Source organism: Halomonas alimentaria, assembly GCF_009902005.1.
GTDB classification, from domain to species: Bacteria; Pseudomonadota; Gammaproteobacteria; order Pseudomonadales; family Halomonadaceae; genus Halomonas; species Halomonas alimentaria.
The window spans coordinates 2554695-2576858 of sequence record NZ_WUTT01000001.1 but is presented as its reverse complement, the minus strand read 5'-3'; the positions used below and the strand labels follow the sequence as shown (position 1 = coordinate 2576858).

The following is a 22164-nucleotide window of genomic DNA, read 5'->3' as shown; positions in this document are numbered from 1 at the left end:
GGTTGGCGGCATCGGGCTGGCACCCGACAGGGCAGTTAGGATACGATGTTCGATAATTTTACTGGGATGGCTGAGCCGATGAGTGACACTCCCTTCGTGGCGGTGGAGGGGCTGCATTTCGCGCGTGGCGACAAGGAGATCTTCCGCGGCGTCGACATGCTGATCCAGCGAGGCGGCATCACCGCCATCATGGGCCCCAGCGGCAGTGGCAAGACCACCCTGCTCAAGCTGATCGGCGGCCAGCTCATGCCCGACGCCGGCCGGGTGCTGATCGAGGGTCAGGACGTGCATCGCCAGTCGCGCAAGGCGCTGTTTTCCATGCGCCAGCGCATGGGCATGCTGTTCCAGAGCGGGGCGCTGTTCTCGGACCTCAGCGTGTTCGAGAATGTGGCCTTCCCGCTGCGGGTGCATACCGATCTGCCGGGTACCATGGTCCGCGACCTGGTGCTGATGAAGCTCGAGGCGGTGGGGCTGCGCGGAGCCAGGGAGCTGATGCCCGCGGAACTTTCCGGGGGCATGGCGCGCCGGGTGGCCCTGGCCCGGGCCATCGCCCTGGATCCCGAGCTGATCCTCTATGACGAGCCGTTCGTCGGCCAGGACCCGATCTCCATGGGCGTGCTGGTGCAGCTGATCAAGCGCCTCAACCAGGCGCTGGGGCTGACCTCCATCGTGGTCTCCCATGATATCAAGGAGACCCTGACCATCGCCGACTACGTCTACGTGGTCGCCGATGGCCAGGTGATGGCCCATGGCACGCCCAAGAGCCTCGACGTGGACCAGGATCCCCGGGTCAGCCAGTTCGTCCACGGCGAGCCGGATGGGCCGGTGCCTTTCCACTACCCGGCGGTGGACTTCATCAGCGACATGCTCAGCCCGGGAGGTCCACGATGATCCAGCGAATCCGGCGCCTCGGGCGCCGCGGCTGCGACCTGCTCGAGGCCTTTGGCCGCGCCGGCATCTTCCTGGTCCAGTCCGCCGTGGGGCTGCCGAGTCGTGAGGGCCTCTACCTCTGGGTGCGCCAGATGCATTTCGTGGGCGTGCTGTCGCTGGCCATCGTGCTCGTCTCGGGGCTCTTTATCGGCATGGTGCTGTCGCTGCAGGGCTATACCATCCTGGTCGATTTCGGTGCCGAGGATGCGCTGGGTCAGATGGTGGCGCTATCTCTGCTGCGTGAGCTTGCCCCGGTGGTGGCGGCACTGCTGTTCGCCGGGCGCGCCGGCTCGGCACTGACCGCCGAGATCGGCCTGATGAAGGCCACCGAGCAGTTGACCAGCATGGAGATGATCGGCGTCGACCCGCTGCGCCGGGTGGTGGCGCCACGCCTGTGGGCGGGCTTCGTGGCCCTTCCGCTGCTTACCGTGGGCTTCGGTGTGGTGGGCATCTACGGTGGCTACCTGGTCGGGGTCGACTGGCTGGGCGTCTTCGAGGGCTCCTACTGGTCCAACATGCAGGCCAGCGTCGACTTCATCGACGACGTGGGCAACGGCATCATCAAGAGCCTGGTGTTTGCCGTGGTGGTGACCTGGATCGCGGTTTTCCAGGGCTATGACCTGGTGCCCACCTCGGAGGGCATCTCGCGGGCCACCACCCGTACCGTGGTCTATTCCTCGCTGGCCGTGCTCGGCCTCGATTTCGTGCTGACCGCCGTGATGTTCGGCGGCCTCGCCTGAGCGGCGAACGATCGCCCTGATGTGTGGAGATACTGATGAAGCGCAGCAAAACCATGGAGCTGGGGGTGGGGCTTTTCATGCTCGCCGGCATCCTCGGCCTGGTGTTCCTCGGCCTGCGGGTCAGCGGCATGACCCTGCAGACCCCCGGCGATACCTTCCGCCTGGAGGCCAATTTCGCCAATATCGGCGGCCTCAAGCCCCGCGCACGGGTCACCATGGCAGGGGTCACGGTGGGGCGCGTGGCGGCCATCGAGCTCGATACCGACTGGTACGATGCCCGTGTAGTGCTCGAGCTCGACGATGACCTGCAGGGGCAGCTCTCCCGGGATACCACCGCGGCGATCCTGACCTCGGGCCTGCTCGGCGAGCAGTACGTGGGGCTTTCCGTGGGCGGCGACCCCGAGACCCTGGCCGACGGCGATACCATCCGCGATACCCAGTCGGCCCTGGTGCTTGAAGAACTCATCCAGCAGTTCGTGTCAAACATGGTCAGCGACTAGCCGCTGACCGACCTTTCATCGACCCCGACATGGAGACGTTGATCATGATCCGTTATCCCCTGGCCCTGGCAACGTTGCTGCTGAGCCTGCTGTTCAGCCTGACCGTGCAGGCCGCCCCCGAGCGCAGCCCCGATGAGTTGATCCGCCACAGCGTCGAGACGCTGACCGGCCAGATCGAGGGCCGGCGTGATCACTTCGCCAACAACATGGATGAGCTCGAGGCGCTGGTCGACGACAGCCTCGATGAGATCGCCGACTTCCGCTACATCGGCGCCAGCGTGATGGGGCGCTATTTCGCCAACGCCACGCCGCAGCAGCGTTCGCGCTTCGTCGAGACCTTCCGCCAGACCCTGATCGATACCTACGCCAAGGGGCTGGTGACCTTCGACTACCGCGAGCTGCGCGTGCTCGATGCCCAGCGTGCCCAGCGCCACGAGGATCAGGCCAGCGTGGACATGGAAGTGGTGGCCGAGGATGGTACCGTCTACCCGGTCAGCTACTCCCTGCGCCTCTCCGGTGGCGAATGGCGAGTGGTCAACGTGATTGTCAACGGCATCAACCTGGGGCTGACCTTCCGCAACCAGTTCGATCAGGCGATGCGTGACAACGCTCGCGATTACGACGCCGTGATCGACGGCTGGTCGCCGGAGGTGGGTGTCGAGGAGCTGGAGCAGGGCGCGTGAGCGACCTGCTGGTGCGCGATGGCCTGAGGCTGGAGGCCGGTGATGCTGGTCTGGTGGTGCGCGGCGAAGTGGGCTTTGAGCATGCGGCCGCACTCGCCGAGGCGGGCAGTCGTTGGCTGGCGGGGCGCGAGTCGGGCGAGACCGTGAGCTTCGACCTGCGTGGTGTCGCCGGCGTCAGCAGTGCGGCCCTCTCCGTGCTGCTGGAGTGGGCCCGTGCGGCGAGCCGTGCCGGGCTCGCCCTGGAGCGGGTACAGCTGTCGGCGCCCCTCTGGCGCCTCACCGACCTGGCCGGCCTCGAGCGACTGCTGCCGCTGGAGGCGGCGGGCGAGTAGCCGGGGCGATCGCCAAGCGCGGTGCTTTTCATTACCATGGGTCATCCCTATTGCCTGTCGACGACGAGGTGGCTGTCGTCGACGGACCCGTTTCAGCTCTTTCATTTCAGTACTACAAGGAGTGCCTCACCATGCAACCCAGTGACGTCAAGGGGCTGCTCGAGTCGCGTATCGACGGCTGCGATTTCCATATCCAGGGCGAGGGCTGCAATTTCCAGGTGGTGGCCGTGGGCGAGGTGTTCGCTGGCATGTCACCCGTCAAGCGCCAGCAGCTGATCTATGGCGCGCTCTCCGACGAGATCGCCTCCGGCGCGCTGCATGCGGTGAGCATCAAGACCTATACCCCGGCGCAGTGGCAAGACGCGCCGGAGAATTCCCGCGCCTGAGACCTCGACCCTCCATGGACAAGTTGATCATTACCGGCAACGGGCCGGTCGATGGCGAGGTGTGGGTCAGCGGTGCCAAGAACGCCGCCCTGCCCATCCTTTGCGCCACCCTTCTGGCCGACGAGCCGGTGACCATCGGCAACCTGCCGCACCTGCAGGACATCACCACCACCCTGGAGCTGCTCGGCCATCTGGGGGTGGAGCCGGTGATGGGCGAGAAGATGACCATCCAGCTCGATGGTTCCCAGGTGAAGCACTGCGATGCGCCCTATGAGCTGGTCAAGAAGATGCGTGCCTCGATCCTGGTGCTGGGCCCGCTGGTGGCTCACTTCGGCCACGCCGATGTCTCCCTGCCAGGGGGGTGCGCCATCGGTTCGCGTCCGGTCGATCTGCACCTGCGTGGCCTCGAGGCCATGGGGGCAGAGATTCGCGTCGAGGCCGGCTATATCCGTGCCCGGGTGGAGGGGCGGCTGAAGGGAGCCACCATCTTCTTCGATACCGTCACGGTGACCGGTACCGAGAACCTGCTGATGGCGGCTGCGCTGGCGGAGGGCACCACGGTGCTCGAAAACGCCGCCCGGGAGCCTGAGGTGGTCGACCTGGCCGAGTTGCTGATCAAGATGGGGGCCAACATCCGCGGCCACGGTACCGATACCATCACCATCGAGGGGGTGGAGCGCCTGCACGGCGCCTACCACGACGTGATGCCCGACCGCATCGAGACCGGCACCTTTCTGGTCGCCGCCGCACTGTCACGCGGACGCGTCCGGGTGCGGCGCACCCGCGCCGATATCCTCGAGGCGGTGCTGGCCAAGCTTGAGGAGGCCGGCGCGGAGATCACCATCGGCGATGACTGGATCGAGCTGGACATGCACGGCAGGCGCCCGCGGCCGGTCAATATTCGTACCGCGCCTTATCCGGCCTTTCCCACCGACATGCAGGCCCAGTTCGTGGCCATGAACGCGGTGGCCGACGGCACCTCGCGGGTAGTCGAAACCATCTTCGAGAACCGCTTCATGCACGTCCAGGAGCTCAATCGCATGGGGGCGAAGATCGCTCTGGAGGGTAACACCGCTGTGATCGAAGGAGTCGAGCAGCTCTCCGGTGCCCCGGTGATGGCGACCGACCTGCGCGCCTCGGCGTCGCTGGTGATCGCGGCGATGATGGCCGAGGGGGAGACGCTGGTCGACCGTATCTACCATATCGATCGCGGCTACGAATGCATCGAGGAGAAGCTGCAGCTGCTCGGCGCGCGCATCCGTCGCGTACCGGGCTAGCCTGCACCCTGACCAAGGCGAGAGCATGAGCAAACAACTGATCGTGGCCCTCTCCAAGGGCCGTATCCTGGACGAGACCCTGCCGCTGCTGGCCGACGCCGGCGTCGAGCCGGCGGAAGACCTGGGCAGCAGCCGCAAGCTGCTGTTCGATACCAACCTGCCCGACGTCAAGCTGGTGGTGATCCGCGCCACCGACGTGCCGACCTATGTGCAGCTGGGCGCCGCCGATCTGGGGGTGGCGGGCAAGGACGTGCTCCTCGAGCACGGCGCGGCGGGGCTCTATGAGCCGCTGGACCTGGAGATCGCTCGCTGCCGGCTGATGACCGCGGGCATCACCGGCGCCGAGCCGGCCCGTGCGCGGCGCCGGGTGGCCACCAAGTTCGTCAACGTCGCCCGGCGCTGGTATGCCGAGCAGGGCATCCAGGCCGAGGTGATCAAGCTCTACGGCGCCATGGAACTGGCGCCGCTGATGAACCTGGCCGACGAGATCGTCGATATCGTCGATACCGGCAATACCCTGCGCGCCAACGGCATGGAGCCCCGCGAGCTGATCGCGCCGATCTCCACCCGCCTGGTGGTCAACAAGGCGTCGATGACCATGAAGCATGCGCGTATCAAGCCGCTGCTCGAGCGCCTCGAGCAGGCGGTGACCGCACGTCGCGAGGGCGTCGCGGGCTGAGATGCCGGCGATGGACCCGACTGGATAGTCCCGACACGATATGGATGCTGCCATGACCGAGACCACTGCTCCCTCCGGAATTGCCCGCCTCGCCACTACCGACGCCGACTTCACGGCTCGGCTCGACCACCTGCTGGCCTGGGAGGGGGTCTCCGACGGCGAGGTCCAGGCGCGGGTCGCGGAGATTCTCGCCGCGGTGAAGGATCGCGGCGATGCCGCCCTGGTGGAGGCCAGCAACCGCTTCGATCGCCTCTCGGTATCGAGCATGGCCGAACTGACCCTCAGTGCACCGCGCTTGCGCCAGGCCTATGAGGGGTTGCCCGCCGAGCAGCGCGAGGCGCTGGCCCAGGCCGCCGAACGTATCCGCCTCTACCACGAGCGCCAGAAGCCCGAGTCCTGGCACTACACCGAGGCGGACGGCAGCGTGCTCGGCCAGCAGGTCATGCCGCTGGACCGCGCCGGCATCTATGTGCCGGGTGGCAAGGCGGCCTATCCCTCCTCGGTGTTGATGAACGCGATTCCCGCCCACGTGGCCGGCGTTCGCGAGATCATCATGGTAGTGCCCACCCCGGATGGGGTGCTCAACGAGCTGGTGCTGGCCGCGGCGCATCTCGCCGGGGTCGACCGGGTGTTCACGGTGGGCGGCGCCCAGGCCATTGCGGCCCTGGCCTACGGCACCGAGACGGTGCCGCGGGTCGACAAGATCGTCGGTCCGGGCAACATCTACGTGGCCACCGCCAAGCGCGCGGTGTTCGGCCAGGTAGGCATCGACATGATCGCCGGCCCTTCGGAGATCCTGGTGGTCTCCGATGGCGGCACCGACCCCGAGTGGCTGGCCATGGACCTGTTCTCCCAGGCCGAGCATGACGAGGACGCCCAGGCGATCCTGGTTGGTTGGGATGCCGGGCACCTGGACGCCGTGGAGGCCGCCATCGACCGGCTGCTGCCGACCCTGGAGCGCCAGGCGATCGTTCGCGAGTCGCTCTCCCGGCGTGGGGCGCTGATTCATTGCCGCGATCGCGCCGAGGCGATGACGCTGATCAACCGCATCGCCCCGGAGCACCTCGAGCTCTCGGTAGCCAACCCCGAGGGTTGGTTGCCCGAGGTGCGGCACGCCGGTGCCATCTTCATGGGGCGCTACACCGCCGAGGCGCTGGGCGACTACTGTGCCGGCCCCAACCATGTGCTGCCGACTTCGGGCACCGCGCGTTTCTCGTCGCCGCTGGGGGTCTACGACTTCCAGAAGCGCTCGTCGGTCATTCACTGCTCGCCCGAAGGGGCGTCGGAGCTGGGCCGGGTGGCCTCGGTGCTGGCTCGCGGCGAATCGCTTACTGCCCATGCGCGCAGCGCCGAGTACCGGATCAAGGAGTGAGCGGCCCCGAGTGAGTCGTGGTGGGAGAGTGGGTCGTGGTTGGAGAGTGAGTCGGCCAGTCAGCTGCATGAATGACTGGCTGTAAGCAGAGGGCCCCGCCGGATGGCGGGGCCCTCTGCGTTGTGGGGGAGTGGTAATGGCCGGGTGACGTCGAGGCCGAGCGGCTACTCGGGGCTGCGCAGCTCGGGGGGCGGGCGTTCGCCGACTTCTACCGTCAGCTCCAGCTCCTCGCCGCCGCGTACCACGGTGAGCGGCAGGCTATCGCCGGGCTCCACCGCGGCAATGTCGGACATCGTTTCCCGGGCATCGAGGATCGGTCGGCCCTCGATCGAGAGCAGCACGTCACCGGGGCGCAGGCCGGCCTGGTCGGCAGGGCCTCCCGGAACCACTCCGGCAATGATCACGCCACGCGGCGCCTGCAGGCCGAAGGAGGCGGCCAGCTCCGGGTTGAGCTCCTGGGCCTCGACTCCCAACCAGCCACGGATCACCCGCCCCTGGGTGACCAGCTCCTCGAGGATATTGCGCGCCAGGTTGGCGGGGATGGCGAAGCCGATGCCCTGGGAGCCGCCGGAGCGCGAGAAGATGGCGGTGTTGATGCCGACCATGGCGCCGTCGGGGCTGATCAGCGCGCCTCCGGAGTTGCCCGGGTTGATGGCGGCATCGGTCTGGATGAAGTCCTCGTAGGCGTTGAGCCCCAGGTGGCTGCGGCCGGTGGCACTGATGATGCCCATGGTGACCGTCTGGCCGACCCCGAAGGGGTTGCCGATGGCCAGGGCCACATCGCCGATAGCCACCTCGGCGGAGTCGGCGAGCTCGATCACCGGCAGGTCGTCGAGCTGGATGCGCAGCACGGCGAGGTCGCTCTCCGGGTCGGTACCGATCACCTCGGCCAGGGTCTCTCGGCCGTCGCGCAGGGCTACCTGGATCTGGTCGGCGCCGCCGATGACATGGTGGTTGGTCAGCACATAGCCCTCTTCACTGACGATGACGCCCGAGCCGAGACTCGAGAGCATGCGTTGGCGCGTCGGCATGTCGTCACCGAAGAACTGGCGGAAGAAGGGGTCCGACATCAGCGGGTGCTGGTCGCGCTCGACGACCCGTGAGGAGTAGATATTGACGACCGCCGGGGCGGCACGCTCCACCGCGGCGGCGTAGCTGGCCGGCCCCTGTTCGCGGGCGAGCGGCGGTGCCTGGCGCAGTGCCGGGGCGGGGCGCTCGGTTTCATCGCTGGATGCCGCGACATCGGGGGACACCGCCAGCGGCTCGCGCCGGGTCGGGGAGGGCGCTTGTGGCGACGGCGAGTCGGCCGTATCGCGGCCGGTGAGCTGCGGGAAGGCATTGAGCAGTATCACGGCCAGCAGCACCCCGATCAGTACCGGCAGCAGGTAGGGGGCGAGGGAGCGAAGGCGATGGCGCGGTAGTCGGTACGGCATGCGGGACTCGGTTCTCGTCCGGGCGGTCGCGTCAGGTCTGTGACGGTCGCCGGCACTCGTCGGTGACGGTTACAATCGGCGCATGGTAACACCTTCATTCCACAGCGTCCGGAGGAGACGATGACCCATCGCGACACCCTGGTGGCGGCCTGCGCCAGCAAGCTGCAGCCCGAGCGCTTCAAGGACTACACCGTCAACGGCCTGCAGGTGGAGGGGCGTGACGAGGTCATGCGGGTGCTGAGCGGCGTCACCGCCTGCCAGGCGCTGCTCGACGAGGCGCTGGCGTGGGAGGCCGACCTGGTGCTCGTGCACCATGGCTATTTCTGGAAGAACGAGCCGGTGGCCATCACCGGTATGAAACGGCGCCGCCTGAAGACCCTGCTGGCCCACGACATTAGCCTGCTGGCCTATCATCTGCCGCTGGATGCCCATGCCGGGCTCGGCAATAACGCCGAGCTGGGGCGTCGGCTGGGCTTCACGGTGGAAGGGTGCGCCGACGGTGAGCTCGGGGAGGGGCTCCTCTGGCTGGGGGCGCCACCGTCGGTGATGGATGCGCGGGCGCTGGCCGACCACGTCGGTGAGCGTCTGGGGCGCGAGGCGCTGCTGGTGGAGGCGCCGGCGAGTGGGCGCATCGAGCGGGTGGCCTGGTGCACCGGCGGTGCCCAGGACATGATCACCGCGGCCTGGGAGGCGGGCGCCGACGCCTTCATCTCCGGAGAGATCTCCGAACGCACCACCCATCTGGCCCGCGAGCTGGGCATTCACTACCTGTGTGCGGGGCACCACGCCACCGAGCGCGACGGTGTCTGCGCGCTGGGCGAGTGGCTGGCCGGAGAGTTCGGCATCGAGCACCGCTTCGTGGATATCGATAACCCGGCATGAGGCCCTGAAACCGCAACGCCCCGCCGGTGGGGCGGGGCGCTGGTGGCTGGTACTCGGCTCAGTAGCGAGGAGCCTCGGGCTCCCGGCTGGCATCGTCCTTGAGGCCGAAGTCCTCGGATAGGGTGCCGCCGGAGCCGTCGGCATAGTCACGGGGCGTCGGCAGGGCCTCGTCGTTGGTGGCGTCGGCAGGGATGGCGGGCGTCTCCACGGCAAGGCCCGGGCGGTTCCGTGTGCGCCCGCCGAGGTTGCCGGCATCCTCGGCGAGGCGGGCGGCCAGCGCCTCACCGTCCCGGCGCAGCAATTCCGCCAGTCGGCTGACCTCGTCGAAGTGCTCGTCGAGGCCGTCGCGCAGGGCCGCAAGCTCCCGGTCGCGTTCGGCGAGTCGCTGGCGCAGGCGCTGCATGCCGTGTGCACCGGCATTGAGCAGGTGGTAGCCCAGTGCTCCCAGGCCGATACCGGCCAGCAGGCAGGCGATGGCCAGAATCCAGTTGATGTTGCTCTCGTCCACGTCGGTCTCCCTGCGGCGGTGAACGATCCAGCGGCCGGCGTTTCGGCGGGCGGATCCGGTGGTGGGGCGGTAGCCCCGGCGCGCACCATTATAGGGGCGAGCGCCATCGCCGGGTCAACGCGGACAGGCGTCGGCGATGCGCTTCGTGGTTCAGGCGCGTATAATATGCAGCCTGTCGAAGCCGCAACAGGCCGTTTTCGCCCCCATGAGTGCCGCAAATCGAGACGTTCGTCCCACCCCCATGGCCCGCTATCGGGCCGATCTGGAACGTGACGACTTCCAGTATGACGCCGCCCAGGAGCAGGCCGTGGCGCATCTGCAGCGACTGTACGAGGAGCTGCTCGCGGCGCCGGCGTCGCCGCCGCGCCCTGCCGCTTCGGGTGGTGGGCTGGCCTCACGCGTGGCCGGGCTGTTCGGCAAGCGTGCACGCAGTGAACCCGAGGCGCCGGTCCTGCCGGAGGTCCGCGGGCTCTACTTCTGGGGCGGTGTCGGGCGCGGCAAGACCTACCTCGTGGACGCCTTCTACGAGTCGCTGCCCTTTCCCGAGAAGATGCGTACCCACTTCCACCGCTTCATGCAGCGGGTGCACAACGAATTGGAGCACTACAAGGGCGAGAAGAATCCGCTGCGCCTGATCGCCGCGAAGTTCGCCGCCGAGGCCAGGGTGATCTGCTTCGACGAATTCTTCGTCAAGGACATCACCGATGCCATGATCCTGGCCAACCTGCTCGAGGCGCTGTTCGAGCGTGGGGTGGTGCTGGTTGCGACCTCCAATATCGTGCCCGGCGATCTCTACAAGGATGGCCTGCAGCGCGCACGCTTCCTGCCGGCCATCGACCTGCTCGAGCGCCACTGCGAGGTGGTCAATGTCGACTCGGGTATCGACTACCGGCTGCGCGCTCTGGAGCGTGCCGAGATCTTCCACTCGCCCCTCGACGAGGCTGCCGAGGTGGAGCTGGCGCGCAGCTTCCGCGAGATCGCCGGCCATGACGGCGAGGTCGATGTGCCGCTGGAGGTGAACCATCGCGTGCTGCACGCCCGGCGGCTCCACGACGATGTGGTGTGGTTCGAGTTCCGCGAGCTGTGCGACGGTCCGCGCAGCCAGAACGACTATATCGAGCTGGCCCGCGAGTTCCACTCGGTGCTGGTTTCCAACGTGACCCGCATGAGCGGGGCCACCGACGACCAGGCGCGACGCTTCATCAACATGGTCGATGAGTTCTACGATCGCGGCGTCAAGCTGCTGATGTCCGCGGAGGTGCCCGCCGAGGCCCTGTACGCCGACGGGCGCCTTGAATTCGAGTTCCAGCGCACCCTGTCGCGGCTGCAGGAGATGCAGTCCCACGACTACCTGGCACTACCCCACAAGCCCTGAGTGGCATTGCCTTGTGGGCCGTGCCCATGTAGAATTCGCGCGCTCTACTCGTTGTGCCCGCCAGTCGGGGGCAACCAAGAAGAATAGGGATGGTTGCATGCCGGATGATCGGCTGATAACCCAATACACTTGATTGGTGAGATTCCATGAAGACGTTCACTGCCAAACCGCAGTCCGTCGAGCGCGACTGGTACGTCGTCGACGCCACGGACAAGACGCTGGGCCGTCTGGCCACAGAGATCGCTCGTCGCCTGCGCGGCAAGCACAAGCCGGAGTTCACCCCGCACGTGGATACCGGCGACTACATCGTCGTTATCAACGCCGAGAAGGTGAAGGTCACCGGCAACAAGGCCAAGGCCAAGACCTACTATCGCCACACCGGTTACCCGGGTGGCCTGCGTTCCATGACCTTCGACAAGATGCTCGACCACGCCCCCGAGCGTATCATCGAGAGTGCCGTCAAGGGCATGCTGCCGAAGGGCCCCCTGGGCCGCGCCATGTATACCAAACTCAAGGTCTACGCCGGCGCCGAGCATCCGCACGCCGCCCAGCAGCCGCAAGAACTGAACTTCTGAGGGAATCTTCGCCATGACACAGCAGTATTACGGTACCGGGCGCCGCAAGACCTCTACCGCCCGCGTCTTCCTGAAGCCGGGCACCGGCAAGATCACCGTCAACAGCCGTGAGCTGGACCAGTACTTCGGTCGCGTCACCGGTCGCATGGTGGTCCGTCAGCCCCTCGAGCTGACCGAGACCCTGGGCCAGTTCGACGTCTACGTGACCGTCAAGGGCGGTGGTGGTTCTGCCCAGGCCGGCGCGATCCGTCACGGCATCACCCGCGCCCTGATGTCCTATAACGAGGACTTCCGCGCGCCGCTGCGCGAGGCGGGCTATGTGACCCGTGACGCACGCCAGGTCGAGCGCAAGAAGGTCGGTCTGCGCAAGGCGCGCCGCCGTCCGCAGTTCTCCAAGCGCTGATCGCCAGCCATCTTGGAAGCTTCGACGCCCGGGTTTATCAACCCGGGCGTTTCTTGTTCTGGGTCAACAATTTGTGTGTGCCATGCCACCTTGGTCAAGGTCCTTTTCCTTGTGCGGGGCGGCTCGATTTCTTAACATGTACCGCATTTGGTGTCCGTGTTCGCGGGGATGATGCCCGTGATGGATCAACGGGTAAGCTGATGGGAGAAACCTTGAAATGGCAGATAACGGCGTGAACAAGGGTCGGCGCCGTTTCCTCGTGGGTGCCACCACCGTTGTAGGTGGGGTTGGTGCCGTCGGGGTTGCGGTCCCCTTTGTGGCTTCCTGGCAGCCGAGTGCCAGGGCGAGAGCGGCGGGCGCGCCGGTAAAGGCTGACGTGTCCAAGCTGGAGCCGGGTCAGCGCATGGTCGTGGAGTGGCGCGGCAAACCGGTGTGGGTCGTCTACCGTACCCCGGAGATGGTCGAGCGAACCGAGGGCTTCGACGCCTCGCGTCTGGCCGATCCCGATTCGGAGGTTCCCCAGCAGCCCGCCTATGTGACGGGGCCGCTGCGGGCGATCAAGCCCGAACTTGGCGTCTATATCGGGATCTGCACCCATCTGGGCTGCTCACCGCTGTTCCGTCCCGAGCCGGATGCCGACGACGTGGGCACCGACGACTGGCCGGGTGGCTACTTCTGCCCCTGTCACGGTTCGCGTTTCGACCTGGCGGGTCGGGTATTCCGCGGGGTGCCGGCGCCCACCAACCTGGAGGTGCCGCCTTACCGCTTCGAGTCCGACGATATCATTGTCGTTGGCGAAGATGAGGAGACTGCCTGATGGGTAACCCGAACAAGGCGATGGCGGAGAAGGGGCTCATGCGCTGGGTGGATGAGCGCTTCCCCGCGACGCAGATGTGGCAGGAGCACCTGTCCAAGTACTACGCCCCCAAGAACTTCAACTTCTGGTACTTCTTCGGCTCGCTGGCGCTGCTGGTGCTGGTCAACCAGATCCTGACCGGCATCTGGCTGACCATGAGCTACAACCCCTCCGCGGAGGGCGCCTTCGCCTCCGTCGAGTACATCATGCGCGATGTGGAGTGGGGCTGGCTGATTCGCTATATGCACTCCACCGGCGCCACGGCGTTCTTCGTGGTGGTCTACCTGCACATGTTCCGCGGCCTGCTCTATGGCTCCTACAAGGCCCCCCGCGAGCTGGTGTGGATCTTCGGCATGGCGATCTACCTGGCGTTGATGGCCGAGGCCTTCATGGGCTACCTGCTGCCCTGGGGGCAGATGTCCTACTGGGGTGCCCAGGTCATCATCTCGCTGTTCTCCGCCATCCCGGTGATCGGCCCCGACCTGACCCAGTGGGTGCGCGGCGACTTCCTGATCTCCGGTATCACGCTCAATCGCTTCTTCGCCCTGCACGTGGTGGCGCTGCCCATCGTGATCCTGGCGCTGGTGGTGCTGCACATCATTGCCCTGCATGAAGTCGGCTCCAACAACCCGGACGGCATCGACATCAAGCAGAAGAAGGACGAGACCGGCAAGCCGCTGGACGGCATCCCCTTCCACCCGTACTACACGGTGAAGGATATCGTCGGTGTGGCGGTGTTCCTGTTCGTCTTCGCGGTGGTGATCTTCTACTTCCCCGAGGGTGGCGGCTACTTCCTCGAGAAGCCCAACTTCGAGCCGGCGAACCCCATGGTGACCCCGGACCATATCGCGCCGGTGTGGTACTTCACGCCCTTCTACGCGATCCTGCGCGCCATCAACTTCTCGCTGTTCGGCCTCGACGCCAAGCTCCTCGGCGTGATCTGCATGGGGGGGGCGATCGCGGTGCTCTTCGTGCTGCCCTGGCTCGACCGCAGCCCGGTGCGCTCCATCCGCTACAAGGGCTGGATTTCCAAGGTGATGCTGGTGCTGTTCGCCATCAGCTTCGTGATCCTCGGGGTGCTGGGCGTGTTGCCCGCCACCGATGGTCGGACCCTGGTGGCCCAGATCTGCACCGCTATCTACTTCGCCTTCTTCCTGCTGATGCCGTTCTACACCCGGCTGGAGAAGACCAAACCCGTTCCGGAGAGGGTGACTGGCTAATGAAAAAGCAACTGTTCGCACTGCTCTTCGCGCTGGTGCCCCTGACGGCGATGGCCGCGGGGGGGGCGAGCGTGCCGTACTCCATGACGCCCGACCTGGACGACAAGGCGTCGTTGCAGCGGGGCATGCAGCTCTACACCAACTACTGCATGGGCTGTCACTCCCTCGAGCACCAGCGCTTCGCGCGGGCTGCCGAGGACCTGAACATGCCCCAGGACCTGGTCGAGGAGAACCTGATCTTCTCCTCCGACCTGGCCTTCAACGACCAGATGCATATCGCCATGAGCCAGGATGACGGCGAGGCCTGGTTTGGTGCAGCGCCGCCCGACCTGACCCTGGAGTCGCGCCTGCGCGGTACCGACTGGATCTACTCCTACCTGCTGTCGTTCTACAAGGATCCGAGCACCGGCACCGGGGTGAACAACGCCGTGTTCGACCTGGTGGCCATGCCCAACGTGCTGGAGCCGCTGCAGGGTGTGCAGGAGAAGGTGTGTGCCGAGACCGACCGCCCGGTAGAAGGGGCCGAGCTCGATCCGCTGACCGGCAAGTACCAGTCCTGCGAGACCCTGCAGGTGACCCAGCCCGGTGAGATGGAGCCCGCGGAGTTCGAGGAAGCGGTCTATGACCTGACCAACTTCCTGGCCTACGTCGGCGAGCCCTCCAAGCTGCAGGCCCAGGCCCTGGCGCCCAAGGTGCTGATCTTCATCTTCATCTTCGGTGTCATCGCCTACCTGCTCAAGCGCGAGTACTGGCGCGACATCCACTGATCCACCGCGGTGGACAATGCGGGGGCGCACGGCCAACGGCCATGCGCCCCCGCGACGTATGTGCCGGGCGAAACGCTCCCCCGCGGAGCGCTGCCCGCGTGTTATCATAGTCGTTCGATTTGATGCGAGGATTGTTTCATGGGTGTAGTGGCCAAGCGGTCGTCGATGATCTTCTATTCCGGTGGTACCGATCACTTCAGTCATCGGGTGCGTATCGTGCTCGCCGAGAAGGGTGTGGCGGTGGACATCGTGGAAGTCACCCAGGACCAGCCCCCCGAGGAGCTCGCCGACCTCAACCCCTACAACAGCGTGCCGACCCTGCTGGATCGTGATCTGGTGTTGTACGAGTCCAAGGTGATGATGGAGTACCTGGACGAGCGCTTCCCGCATCCTCCGCTGCTGCCGGTCTATCCGGTGGCGCGTGCCCAGAGCCGCCTCTGGATGCATCGCATCGAGCGCGAGTGGTGCCCGCTGGTGGAGCAGATCGAGCAGGGGGCCAAGAAGGAGGCGGACAAGGCACGCAAGGAGCTGCGCGAGAGCCTGGTGGGTATCTCGCCCATCTTCGAGGACATGGCGTTCTTCATGAGCGAGGAGTTCACCCTGGTGGACTGCTGCCTGGCACCGATCCTGTGGCGCCTGCCGGCACTGGGCATCGAGCTGCCCGAGAAGCAGGTAGGGCCGCTGCTCGGCTACATGGAACGGGTCTTCGAGCGTGATGGCTTCAAGGCCTCGCTGAGTGAACGCGAGCGCGAGATGCGTAGCTGATACACTTCCGGTCGCCTGCGGGCGGCCGTTCAACGGAGGAGGGCCTGACGATGGATTCCAGTCGTCCCAACCTATCCAGTCGCCCCTACCTGGCCAGGGCCCTGTTCCAGTGGCTGCTGGACAACGACCTCACGCCGCATATCGTGGTCGATGCGGAGCACCCCGACGTCGAGGTCCCGCGGCAGTTCGTGCAGAACGGCCAGATAGTCCTCAACCTGTCGCCGACCGCGGTACGTGATCTCGCCATGGAGAACGACGCGATCAGCTTCGGGGCCCGCTTCGGTGGCCAGCCCATGCGGGTGATGGTGCCGAGCGACGCCCTGGTGGCCATCTATGGTCGCGAGAATGGCGTGGGCATGGTCTTCGGCCATGAGCCGGTGATGCCGCAGCCCGCCGATGCCGCCGACGAGGAGGCGCCGACGCTGACCGAGGTGGAGAGTGACGGCGATGCCTCGGCAGGCGAGGAGCCTCCGGCCGAGGAGGGTGAAGGCAACCGTCGCCCGCCCAAGGGCAGGCCCTCGCTGCGCGTGATCAAGTAGTTCCCGGTCAGGTGTGGAAACCCAGGACGGCAGGCCCGAGGGCCTGCCGTCCTGCGTTGGGGGGGGGCTTGTCGCGGTGCCCGTCGGGCACGCCGGTCAGTCGAGCCCGTCAGTCAAGATAGTCGAACACCTTGACGATACGCTGCATGCCGCCCAGCTGCGAGACTGCCTGGACGATGCGCTCGGCCTCGGCACGGGTCACGATGCCCATCAGGTAGACGCTGGCATTTTCGGTGATCACCCGGATGCGGCTCGAGTCGATGCTCTCGTTGGCGGCCAGGTGGGTGCGGATGCGCGTATTGAGCCAGGTATCCGAGAGCCGCTGGCTGGCGGGCAGGTTGCCGGCGATGGTGAGCTCATTGTGAATGGTGCGCACGTTGCGCACGTCACTGGCCACTTCGTTGGCCCGGGCCTTGAGCTCCTCGCTGGGGACCTGGCCGGTAAGCAGTACCACGCCGTTGTAGCTGTCGACATTGATCCGGGCATCGCCCAGGCGGGCGTCGGTGCGGCCGAGGTTGTGGGAGATCTTGGTCTCGATGCTCTGATCCTCGACCTGAGCACCGGCGGTGCGCTTGCCGTAGTTCTCGTCGATGGTGCCCTGGTGCGTCACGCTGGTCACGGTGGTGCAGCCGGCGAGGCCCAGGACGGCGGACAGCAGCAGCGCGCTGAGCAGGGGGGTGCGTGTCGTCATTCGCTTGCTCCAAAGAGTTGTTCGTCGATCAGGTCGCAGAGGCAGTGGATCACCAGCAGGTGGACCTCCTGGATGCGCGCGGTGGAGGTCGCCGGGACGCGGATCTCGCAGTCGTCCTGGCCGAGCAGCGAGGCCATGTTGCCGCCGTCGCGTCCGGTCAGTGCCACCACCGTCATGTCGCGGTCATGGGCGGCCTGGATGGCCTGGATGACGTTGGCCGAGTTGCCGCTGGTGGAGATCGCCAGCAGGATATCGCCGGGCTGGCCTAGGGCGCGCACCTGCTTGGAGAAGACCTCGTTGTAGCTGTAGTCGTTGGCGATGGAGGTCAGGGTCGAGGTGTCGGTCGTCAGCGCCAGGGCGGGCAGGCTGGGGCGCTCCCGCTCGAAACGGTTGAGCAGCTCCGACGAGAAGTGCTGGCTGTCGCCGGCGCTGCCGCCGTTGCCGCAGGCCAGGATCTTGCCCTCGCTGACCAGGCACTGGACCATCATCTGGCTGGCCACCTCGATGAAGGGCGGCAGCACTTCACTGGCGTAGGTCTTGGTGTCGATGCTGGCGTTGAAGTGGCCGAGAATGCGCTGCTGGAAATCCATGCTGAGTCGGGTTCCTCTGGCGAGTTAGTAGGCATCGAAGGCGTTGACCACCCACTGGATGTCGAGTTCGGGGGGCTGGCCGGTCACGGCCACCACATCGAAGCGGCAGGCACATGATAGCCGGTTGCGCTGGAGATAAAAACGCGCCGCCCGGACCAGGCGGCGCTGCTTGGTGGCGGTGATGGTCTCGAGGGGGTGGCCGTGGCGTGTATCGGCCCGGTGACGCACCTCGACGAAGACCAGGGTCTCGCCGTCGCGCATCACCAGATCCAGTTCGCCACCCTTGGCGTGCTGGTTGGCGGCCACCGGCGTCAGGCCGCGCTCTGTGAGCCAGGCCGCGACGAGGCGCTCGATGGCCTCGCCGCGGGCCCGTGCATTACGGGGACTGCTCATCACCGAAGATCCCCGGGATCAGCACCGGCTGAGGGACGCCGTTGACAAAGCGTGCCCAGGGCAGCTGACGCTGGATACGGCCGTCGGGCCCCGGGCGCAGGGTGCCGGTGGCGCCGAACACCTCGCTGCCCGACACCAGCTGGAACTGGGGCAGCCGCCGCGCCAGCTCGAAGGCGTCGACCCCCATGGCGTTCAGGCGGAAGAGGTTGGGGTCCGCCTCCTCGCGCAGGGCGCGGTAGCTCGCGGAGAAGGGCAGGGCGTCCTCGCCGCCCACGGCGGCATCGGGGATCTGCCAGGGGATGTCGAGGAACAGCACGTCGTCCAGGTCGCCGTCGAGGCGCGGATTGAGCTGCCCGTTGAACAGGTGCGAGGTGGCATACACCGGCAGGTCGCCGGCGCCGTAATAGTCCAGGGTCGGTGGTACCTGGCGGGCGTAGTCGGGAAGCGCCAGCATGAACAGGGCGTCGGGGCGTGCCTCGGCGATGGCGCGACGGGTGCTTTCGGTGGCGGCGGCGCCGGGGTTGTAGCGCACCGCCTTGGTGACCTCCCCGCCCTGGGCGCGCCATTCATCCCAGAAGGCCTCGCCGACGCGGCGCCCCCAGTCGTTGTCAGGTACCAGCAGGGCGGCGCGGCGATGCCCGTCGCGCCAGGCGCGCTGGGCGGCCTGGGCGGCCTCGTCCTCGGCGGAGAGGCCGTACTGGAAGAGCCCCTCGGCGTGATTGCTGCCGCCCCTGCCGTAGTTGAGCGCCAGGGTGGGGAGTGGCACCCGGTCGCGGCGCTCGAGTTCGCTGACCCGGTCCTTGTCGAGGGGGCCGATCACTACCTGGGCGCCGCGATTCTCGGCTTCCCGATAGAGCGCCTCGAGGCTGCCGGAGGAGCCATCGATGAAGCTCAGGCGGACATTGGCATCATTCGACAGGCGGTGCTGGGTACGAATGCCCTCGGCGACGGCCTCGGCGATTCGTGACAGGGGGCCGGAGTCGGGCAGCAGCACGGCGATATGCTGTACCTCCTGGCCGCTCAGCTCGCGCAGGGCGAGCAGGTCTGCCGGCAGTCGGCGTGCCGCCGGGTGGCGCTGATTGCGGCTGCGCCAGTCATCCAGGCGCTGGAACAGGCGCTCGATATCGCCACCGCCGCTGCGCACCGTCTCGCTCAACTCGACCCAGCCGCGGGTCAGGGCATCGCCCTGTTCACCTAACCGGGTCAGCCGGCGCCCATCGAGCCCCCCCAGGGCGCGCCAGATGGGGTCGTTGAGGGCCTCGTCATCGGACTCTGCCTGCACTGCCAGCAGGGCCTCGGCGGCGGCAAGGGGCTCATCGACCTCGAGCAGGGCCAGGCCCCGCTGTTCGCGCAGGGCCAGTGCCTGGCCACGATTCAGCTCCAGGCCGTCGAGGTCCTGGGTCGCGCGGATCACCGCCTCGGGGTTGCCTTCACTCTCGCCGAGATCGGCCAGCAGCAGCGCCCAGCGCGCCCGCTGGTCGCCGGCCAGGCGAGCATCGTCGATATTGCGGGCGATCTCGAGTGCCTGGGTGCGCTCCCCCTGGCGTGCTAGGATGTCCGCCGCGTCCAGCCGCGTGCGCGCCGCCTGGTCCGGTTCCTGTTGCTGGGCCTGCTCGAGCAGGCTCGCGGGGTCATCATCGGTGACGCGCTCGACGATGCCCGGCTGGTAGGCGCAGCCGGCCAGCAGCAGCGCGAGTAGCGCGGTGGCCAGCAGGCCGCGTGTGAGTGTGAGCATGCATCCTTCCTTTCTTCATCCGTCGTATCGGGAGCCCGCCGAGGAGGCGACGTGTCAGAACCGAACTCTGCTTCATTGTACGTGGTCGCCACGCCGATTGGGAATCTGGCCGACCTGAGCCCGCGTGCCGCCGGGGTGCTGGCCGAGGTGGCGCTGGTCGCCGCCGAGGACACCCGGCACACCGCACGCCTGCTGCGCCACCTGGGGGTGCAGGTGCCCATGCTGTCGCTGCATGAGCATAACGAGGCGGCGCGGGTCGAGCAGCTGGACGCCCGCCTGGCCGCCGGCGAGTCCATCGCCCTGGTCTCCGATGCCGGTACGCCGCTGATCAGCGACCCCGGCTTCGTGCTGGTGCGCGAGTTGCGCGCCCGGGGGCGGCGCATCGTGCCGGTTCCCGGTGCCTGTGCGCTGGTCGCCGCTCTCTCGGCCGCGGGCTTGCCTACCGACCGCTTCACCTTCCATGGCTTCCTGCCGGCCAAGGGCGGGGCGCGTCGCGCGCAGCTCGAGGAGCTGTCGACGCGCAGCGAGACCCTGGTCTTCTATGAATCGCCGCATCGCATTCGCGACACCCTGACGGATATCGGGACGGTATTCGGCGAGCGTCGCCTGGTGCTGGCGCGGGAGCTGACCAAGGCCTTCGAGACCTTTCTGGAGGGCAGCGCCGCCGAGCTGTCCCGGCGCATGGAGGAGGACCCCAACCAGGCCCGCGGCGAGTTCGTGGTGATGGTGGCCGGTGCGCCGCCGCGCGAGAAGGGCGCCGGCGGCGAAGTGGAGGGGGAGGCGCTGCTCGCGGCGCTGCTGGCCGAGGGCGCCGGCGTCAAGCAGACTGCGGCGGTGGCGTCGCGTGTGCTGGGGGGCGCCAAGAAGGCCTGGTATGCCCGCGCCTTGGCGTTGAAGGAGCAGGGGTAGGGCGGGTGGACAGGATGCAGGGCTATTGCAGATGGCAGCTCCACTCAAGGCTGTTCCGGCGACAGGCCTCCGAAGGGGCGCTACGAGTACTTCCTTGTAGGCTACCTCGGCCATCCCTGGTCCTTGGACCCCCTCTTCGACCTGTCCCCGGCGCCTTTCGCTATCTCTCTGTCGGTAACTGCGAATGCCCTGGGACAGGATGGGTCGACATTGAGGGCAGCCCGAGGCACTGGTATCCTTGCCGCGGGAGTCGGCCAGACAGTCGCCGCCGGAGTGATCCGGGGGAGGAAAGTCCGGGCTCCACAGGGCAGAGTGCCAGGTAACGCCTGGGCGGCGTGAGCCGACGGAAAGTGCAGCAGAGAGCAGACCGCCTACGTCTCCCTCGGGAGGCCGGTAAGGGTGAAAGGGTGCGGTAAGAGCGCACCGCGCGCCTGGTAACAGTGCGTGGCACGGTAAACCCCACTCGGAGCAAGACCAAATAGGAACCCGCTGGCGTGGCCCGCGCCGGGTTCGGGTAGGTTGCTCGAGGGTCGTGGTGACGCGACCCCTAGATGAATGACTGTCCTCGACAGAACCCGGCTTATCGGCCGGCTCCCCCCTGTTTTCAGTCCGGCGGCGGAACTCTCCGTCGCCCCACCGTGGATCGATAAGCGCATGCAGTCCGCCCCTGATACACCCCCGCGGGGTTTTCGCCACGCCAGCGTGCTGCTCGACGGTGCGGTCGATGCCCTGGTCCACGATTCCGATGGTGCCTATCTCGACGGTACCTTCGGTCGCGGCGGCCACTCGCGGGAGATCCTGTCGCGCCTCTCGCCCCGGGGCAGGCTGCTGGCCATCGATCGTGACCCTCAGGCGATTGCCGAGGCAGCCGCCATCGATGACCCGCGCTTCACCATCGAGCGTGCCGAATTCGCCCGCCTCGACGAGGTCGCCCGTGCCCATGAGCTGCATGGTCGGCTGGCCGGGGTGCTGCTCGATATCGGCGTCTCCTCTCCCCAGCTCGACGATCCCGAGCGCGGCTTCAGCTTCCTGCGCGACGGCCCGCTGGACATGCGCATGGATCCGACCCGAGGCGAGAGCGCGGCGGGCTTCATTGCCCGCGCCGGCGAGGCCGAGCTGTCTCGGGTGTTCAAGGAGTACGGCGAGGAGCGCTATGCCCGGCGCCTGGCCAGGGCGATTCTCGCGCGACGCACCGAGCGACGCTTCGAGCGCACCGCCGACCTGGCCGAGGTGGTCAAGACCGCCCACCCCGCCTGGGAGAAGCACAAGCACCCCGCGACGCGGGTCTTCCAGGCCCTGCGCATCCAGGTTAACGGCGAGCTCGAGCAGCTCGACGCGGCTCTGGAGGCGGCGCTGGAGGCGCTGGCCCCGGGTGGCCACCTGGTGGTGATCAGCTTTCACTCCCTGGAGGATCGTCGGGTCAAGCGTTTCATCCGGCACCATGTGCGGGGTGACACCCACCTGCCCCGGGGCATCCCGATTCGCGACGAGCAGCTCGAGCGTCGCCTGGAGGCGGTGGGCAAGGCCCAGCGTCCCGGGGAGTCGGAGGTCAAGGAGAACCCCCGCGCACGCAGCGCGGTGATGCGCGTCGCGCGCAAGCGCTATTGAGCATGCGACAGTGAAG

Annotated in this window: 26 protein-coding genes and 1 other RNA gene; 21 read left to right on the top strand and 6 right to left on the bottom strand. The window is 67.1% G+C overall.

Annotated elements, in window-relative coordinates:
• Window positions 1-78: 78 nt before the first annotated feature.
• The 9 genes from GRB96_RS12215 to hisD all read left to right on the top strand — a co-directional run bounded on the left by GRB96_RS12215 (window position 79) and on the right by hisD (window position 6899).
• On the top strand, window positions 79-891 hold the full coding sequence (locus GRB96_RS12215; protein ID WP_161432398.1) for an ABC transporter ATP-binding protein: 813 nt from the start codon (window positions 79-81) through the stop codon (window positions 889-891).
• Entirely contained in the window at window positions 888-1670 is a 783-nt protein-coding gene (gene mlaE / locus GRB96_RS12210) for a lipid asymmetry maintenance ABC transporter permease subunit MlaE (protein ID WP_161432397.1), read from the top strand. Before GRB96_RS12215 ends, mlaE begins: the two co-directional genes overlap by 4 nt.
• A gap of 35 nt (window positions 1671-1705) precedes the next feature.
• The gene (gene mlaD / locus GRB96_RS12205; protein ID WP_161432396.1) at window positions 1706-2170 is read left to right on the top strand and encodes an outer membrane lipid asymmetry maintenance protein MlaD; all 465 of its coding nucleotides are present in this window, start codon (window positions 1706-1708) and stop codon (window positions 2168-2170) included.
• A gap of 44 nt (window positions 2171-2214) precedes the next feature.
• Window positions 2215-2853, top strand: a complete 639-nt coding sequence (locus GRB96_RS12200) for an MlaC/ttg2D family ABC transporter substrate-binding protein (RefSeq protein WP_240894162.1) — start codon at window positions 2215-2217, stop codon at window positions 2851-2853.
• On the top strand, window positions 2850-3185 hold the full coding sequence (locus GRB96_RS12195) for an STAS domain-containing protein (RefSeq protein WP_161432394.1): 336 nt from the start codon (window positions 2850-2852) through the stop codon (window positions 3183-3185). The genes GRB96_RS12200 and GRB96_RS12195 overlap by 4 nt, the downstream gene beginning before the upstream one ends.
• Before the next feature lie 131 nt (window positions 3186-3316).
• Window positions 3317-3571, top strand: coding sequence for a BolA family protein (locus GRB96_RS12190; RefSeq protein ID WP_161432393.1), 255 nt, complete (start codon window positions 3317-3319; stop codon window positions 3569-3571).
• A gap of 14 nt (window positions 3572-3585) precedes the next feature.
• A complete protein-coding gene (gene murA, locus GRB96_RS12185; RefSeq protein ID WP_161432392.1) occupies window positions 3586-4848 on the top strand; it encodes a UDP-N-acetylglucosamine 1-carboxyvinyltransferase in 1263 nt (420 codons plus the stop codon).
• A gap of 25 nt (window positions 4849-4873) precedes the next feature.
• A complete protein-coding gene (gene hisG / locus GRB96_RS12180; protein ID WP_161432391.1) occupies window positions 4874-5527 on the top strand; it encodes an ATP phosphoribosyltransferase in 654 nt (217 codons plus the stop codon).
• 52 nt (window positions 5528-5579) lie between these two features.
• Entirely contained in the window at window positions 5580-6899 is a 1320-nt protein-coding gene (gene hisD, locus GRB96_RS12175) for a histidinol dehydrogenase (RefSeq protein ID WP_161432390.1), read from the top strand.
• A gap of 164 nt (window positions 6900-7063) precedes the next feature.
• Here the strand turns inward: hisD and GRB96_RS12170 are convergent, their stop codons facing one another.
• Window positions 7064-8332: a S1C family serine protease gene (locus GRB96_RS12170; RefSeq protein ID WP_161432389.1), complete on the bottom strand. Its 1269-nt coding sequence runs from the start codon at window positions 8330-8332 to the stop codon at window positions 7064-7066.
• A 120-nt stretch (window positions 8333-8452) separates the two neighbouring features.
• On the opposite strand from GRB96_RS12170, the gene GRB96_RS12165 reads away from it, so the two are divergent.
• Window positions 8453-9214, top strand: coding sequence for a Nif3-like dinuclear metal center hexameric protein (locus tag GRB96_RS12165; RefSeq protein ID WP_161432388.1), 762 nt, complete (start codon window positions 8453-8455; stop codon window positions 9212-9214).
• Window positions 9215-9272: 58 nt separating this feature from the next.
• On the opposite strand, the gene GRB96_RS12160 is transcribed toward GRB96_RS12165, so the two are convergent.
• Window positions 9273-9722, bottom strand: coding sequence for a ZapG family protein (locus GRB96_RS12160; RefSeq protein ID WP_161432387.1), 450 nt, complete (start codon window positions 9720-9722; stop codon window positions 9273-9275).
• A 205-nt stretch (window positions 9723-9927) separates the two neighbouring features.
• Here GRB96_RS12160 and zapE point away from each other — a divergent pair, with 205 nt between their 5' ends.
• The 8 genes from zapE (at window position 9928) to GRB96_RS12120 (ending at window position 16222) form a co-directional block, all read left to right on the top strand.
• Window positions 9928-11097: a cell division protein ZapE gene (gene zapE, locus GRB96_RS12155; protein ID WP_161432386.1), complete on the top strand. Its 1170-nt coding sequence runs from the start codon at window positions 9928-9930 to the stop codon at window positions 11095-11097.
• Between the two features lie 146 nt (window positions 11098-11243).
• Complete coding sequence (gene rplM, locus GRB96_RS12150; protein WP_161432385.1) at window positions 11244-11672, top strand: 50S ribosomal protein L13; 429 nt, start codon at window positions 11244-11246, stop codon at window positions 11670-11672.
• 13 nt (window positions 11673-11685) lie between these two features.
• Window positions 11686-12075: a 30S ribosomal protein S9 gene (gene rpsI, locus GRB96_RS12145; RefSeq protein WP_161432384.1), complete on the top strand. Its 390-nt coding sequence runs from the start codon at window positions 11686-11688 to the stop codon at window positions 12073-12075.
• A gap of 217 nt (window positions 12076-12292) precedes the next feature.
• Window positions 12293-12892 carry a ubiquinol-cytochrome c reductase iron-sulfur subunit gene (gene petA, locus GRB96_RS12140; protein WP_161432383.1) on the top strand — a complete coding sequence of 200 codons (600 nt, stop codon included), beginning with the start codon at window positions 12293-12295 and terminating at the stop codon, window positions 12890-12892.
• Window positions 12892-14151: a cytochrome b gene (locus GRB96_RS12135; protein WP_161432382.1), complete on the top strand. Its 1260-nt coding sequence runs from the start codon at window positions 12892-12894 to the stop codon at window positions 14149-14151. Before petA ends, GRB96_RS12135 begins: the two co-directional genes overlap by 1 nt.
• A complete protein-coding gene (locus tag GRB96_RS12130) occupies window positions 14151-14918 on the top strand; it encodes a cytochrome c1 (protein WP_161432381.1) in 768 nt (255 codons plus the stop codon). The genes GRB96_RS12135 and GRB96_RS12130 overlap by 1 nt, the downstream gene beginning before the upstream one ends.
• 138 nt (window positions 14919-15056) lie before the next feature.
• A complete protein-coding gene (gene sspA / locus GRB96_RS12125) occupies window positions 15057-15683 on the top strand; it encodes a stringent starvation protein SspA (protein ID WP_161432380.1) in 627 nt (208 codons plus the stop codon).
• Window positions 15684-15733: 50 nt separating this feature from the next.
• The gene (locus tag GRB96_RS12120) at window positions 15734-16222 is read left to right on the top strand and encodes a ClpXP protease specificity-enhancing factor (RefSeq protein ID WP_161432379.1); all 489 of its coding nucleotides are present in this window, start codon (window positions 15734-15736) and stop codon (window positions 16220-16222) included.
• 109 nt (window positions 16223-16331) lie between these two features.
• Here GRB96_RS12120 and GRB96_RS12115 read toward each other — a convergent pair whose 3' ends face one another.
• The 4 genes from GRB96_RS12115 to GRB96_RS12100 are packed head-to-tail and all read right to left on the bottom strand — an operon-like array spanning window position 16332 to window position 19631.
• A complete protein-coding gene (locus GRB96_RS12115; RefSeq protein ID WP_161432378.1) occupies window positions 16332-16913 on the bottom strand; it encodes a BON domain-containing protein in 582 nt (193 codons plus the stop codon).
• Window positions 16910-17503 carry a phosphoheptose isomerase gene (locus GRB96_RS12110; RefSeq protein WP_110281837.1) on the bottom strand — a complete coding sequence of 198 codons (594 nt, stop codon included), beginning with the start codon at window positions 17501-17503 and terminating at the stop codon, window positions 16910-16912. Before GRB96_RS12110 ends, GRB96_RS12115 begins: the two co-directional genes overlap by 4 nt.
• A 24-nt stretch (window positions 17504-17527) precedes the next feature.
• Window positions 17528-17896, bottom strand: a complete 369-nt coding sequence (locus tag GRB96_RS12105; RefSeq protein ID WP_161432377.1) for a YraN family protein — start codon at window positions 17894-17896, stop codon at window positions 17528-17530.
• Entirely contained in the window at window positions 17880-19631 is a 1752-nt protein-coding gene (locus GRB96_RS12100; RefSeq protein WP_161432376.1) for a penicillin-binding protein activator, read from the bottom strand. Before GRB96_RS12100 ends, GRB96_RS12105 begins: the two co-directional genes overlap by 17 nt.
• Window positions 19632-19682: 51 nt before the next feature.
• Here GRB96_RS12100 and rsmI point away from each other — a divergent pair, with 51 nt between their 5' ends.
• From rsmI to rsmH, 3 genes are all read left to right on the top strand, one after another.
• Window positions 19683-20540, top strand: coding sequence for a 16S rRNA (cytidine(1402)-2'-O)-methyltransferase (gene rsmI / locus GRB96_RS12095; protein WP_161432375.1), 858 nt, complete (start codon window positions 19683-19685; stop codon window positions 20538-20540).
• 246 nt (window positions 20541-20786) lie between these two features.
• Window positions 20787-21139: RNase P RNA component class A (gene rnpB / locus GRB96_RS12090), an RNA gene on the top strand.
• A gap of 55 nt (window positions 21140-21194) precedes the next feature.
• Window positions 21195-22148: a 16S rRNA (cytosine(1402)-N(4))-methyltransferase RsmH gene (gene rsmH, locus GRB96_RS12085; RefSeq protein ID WP_161432374.1), complete on the top strand. Its 954-nt coding sequence runs from the start codon at window positions 21195-21197 to the stop codon at window positions 22146-22148.
• Window positions 22149-22164: the final 16 nt, after the last annotated feature.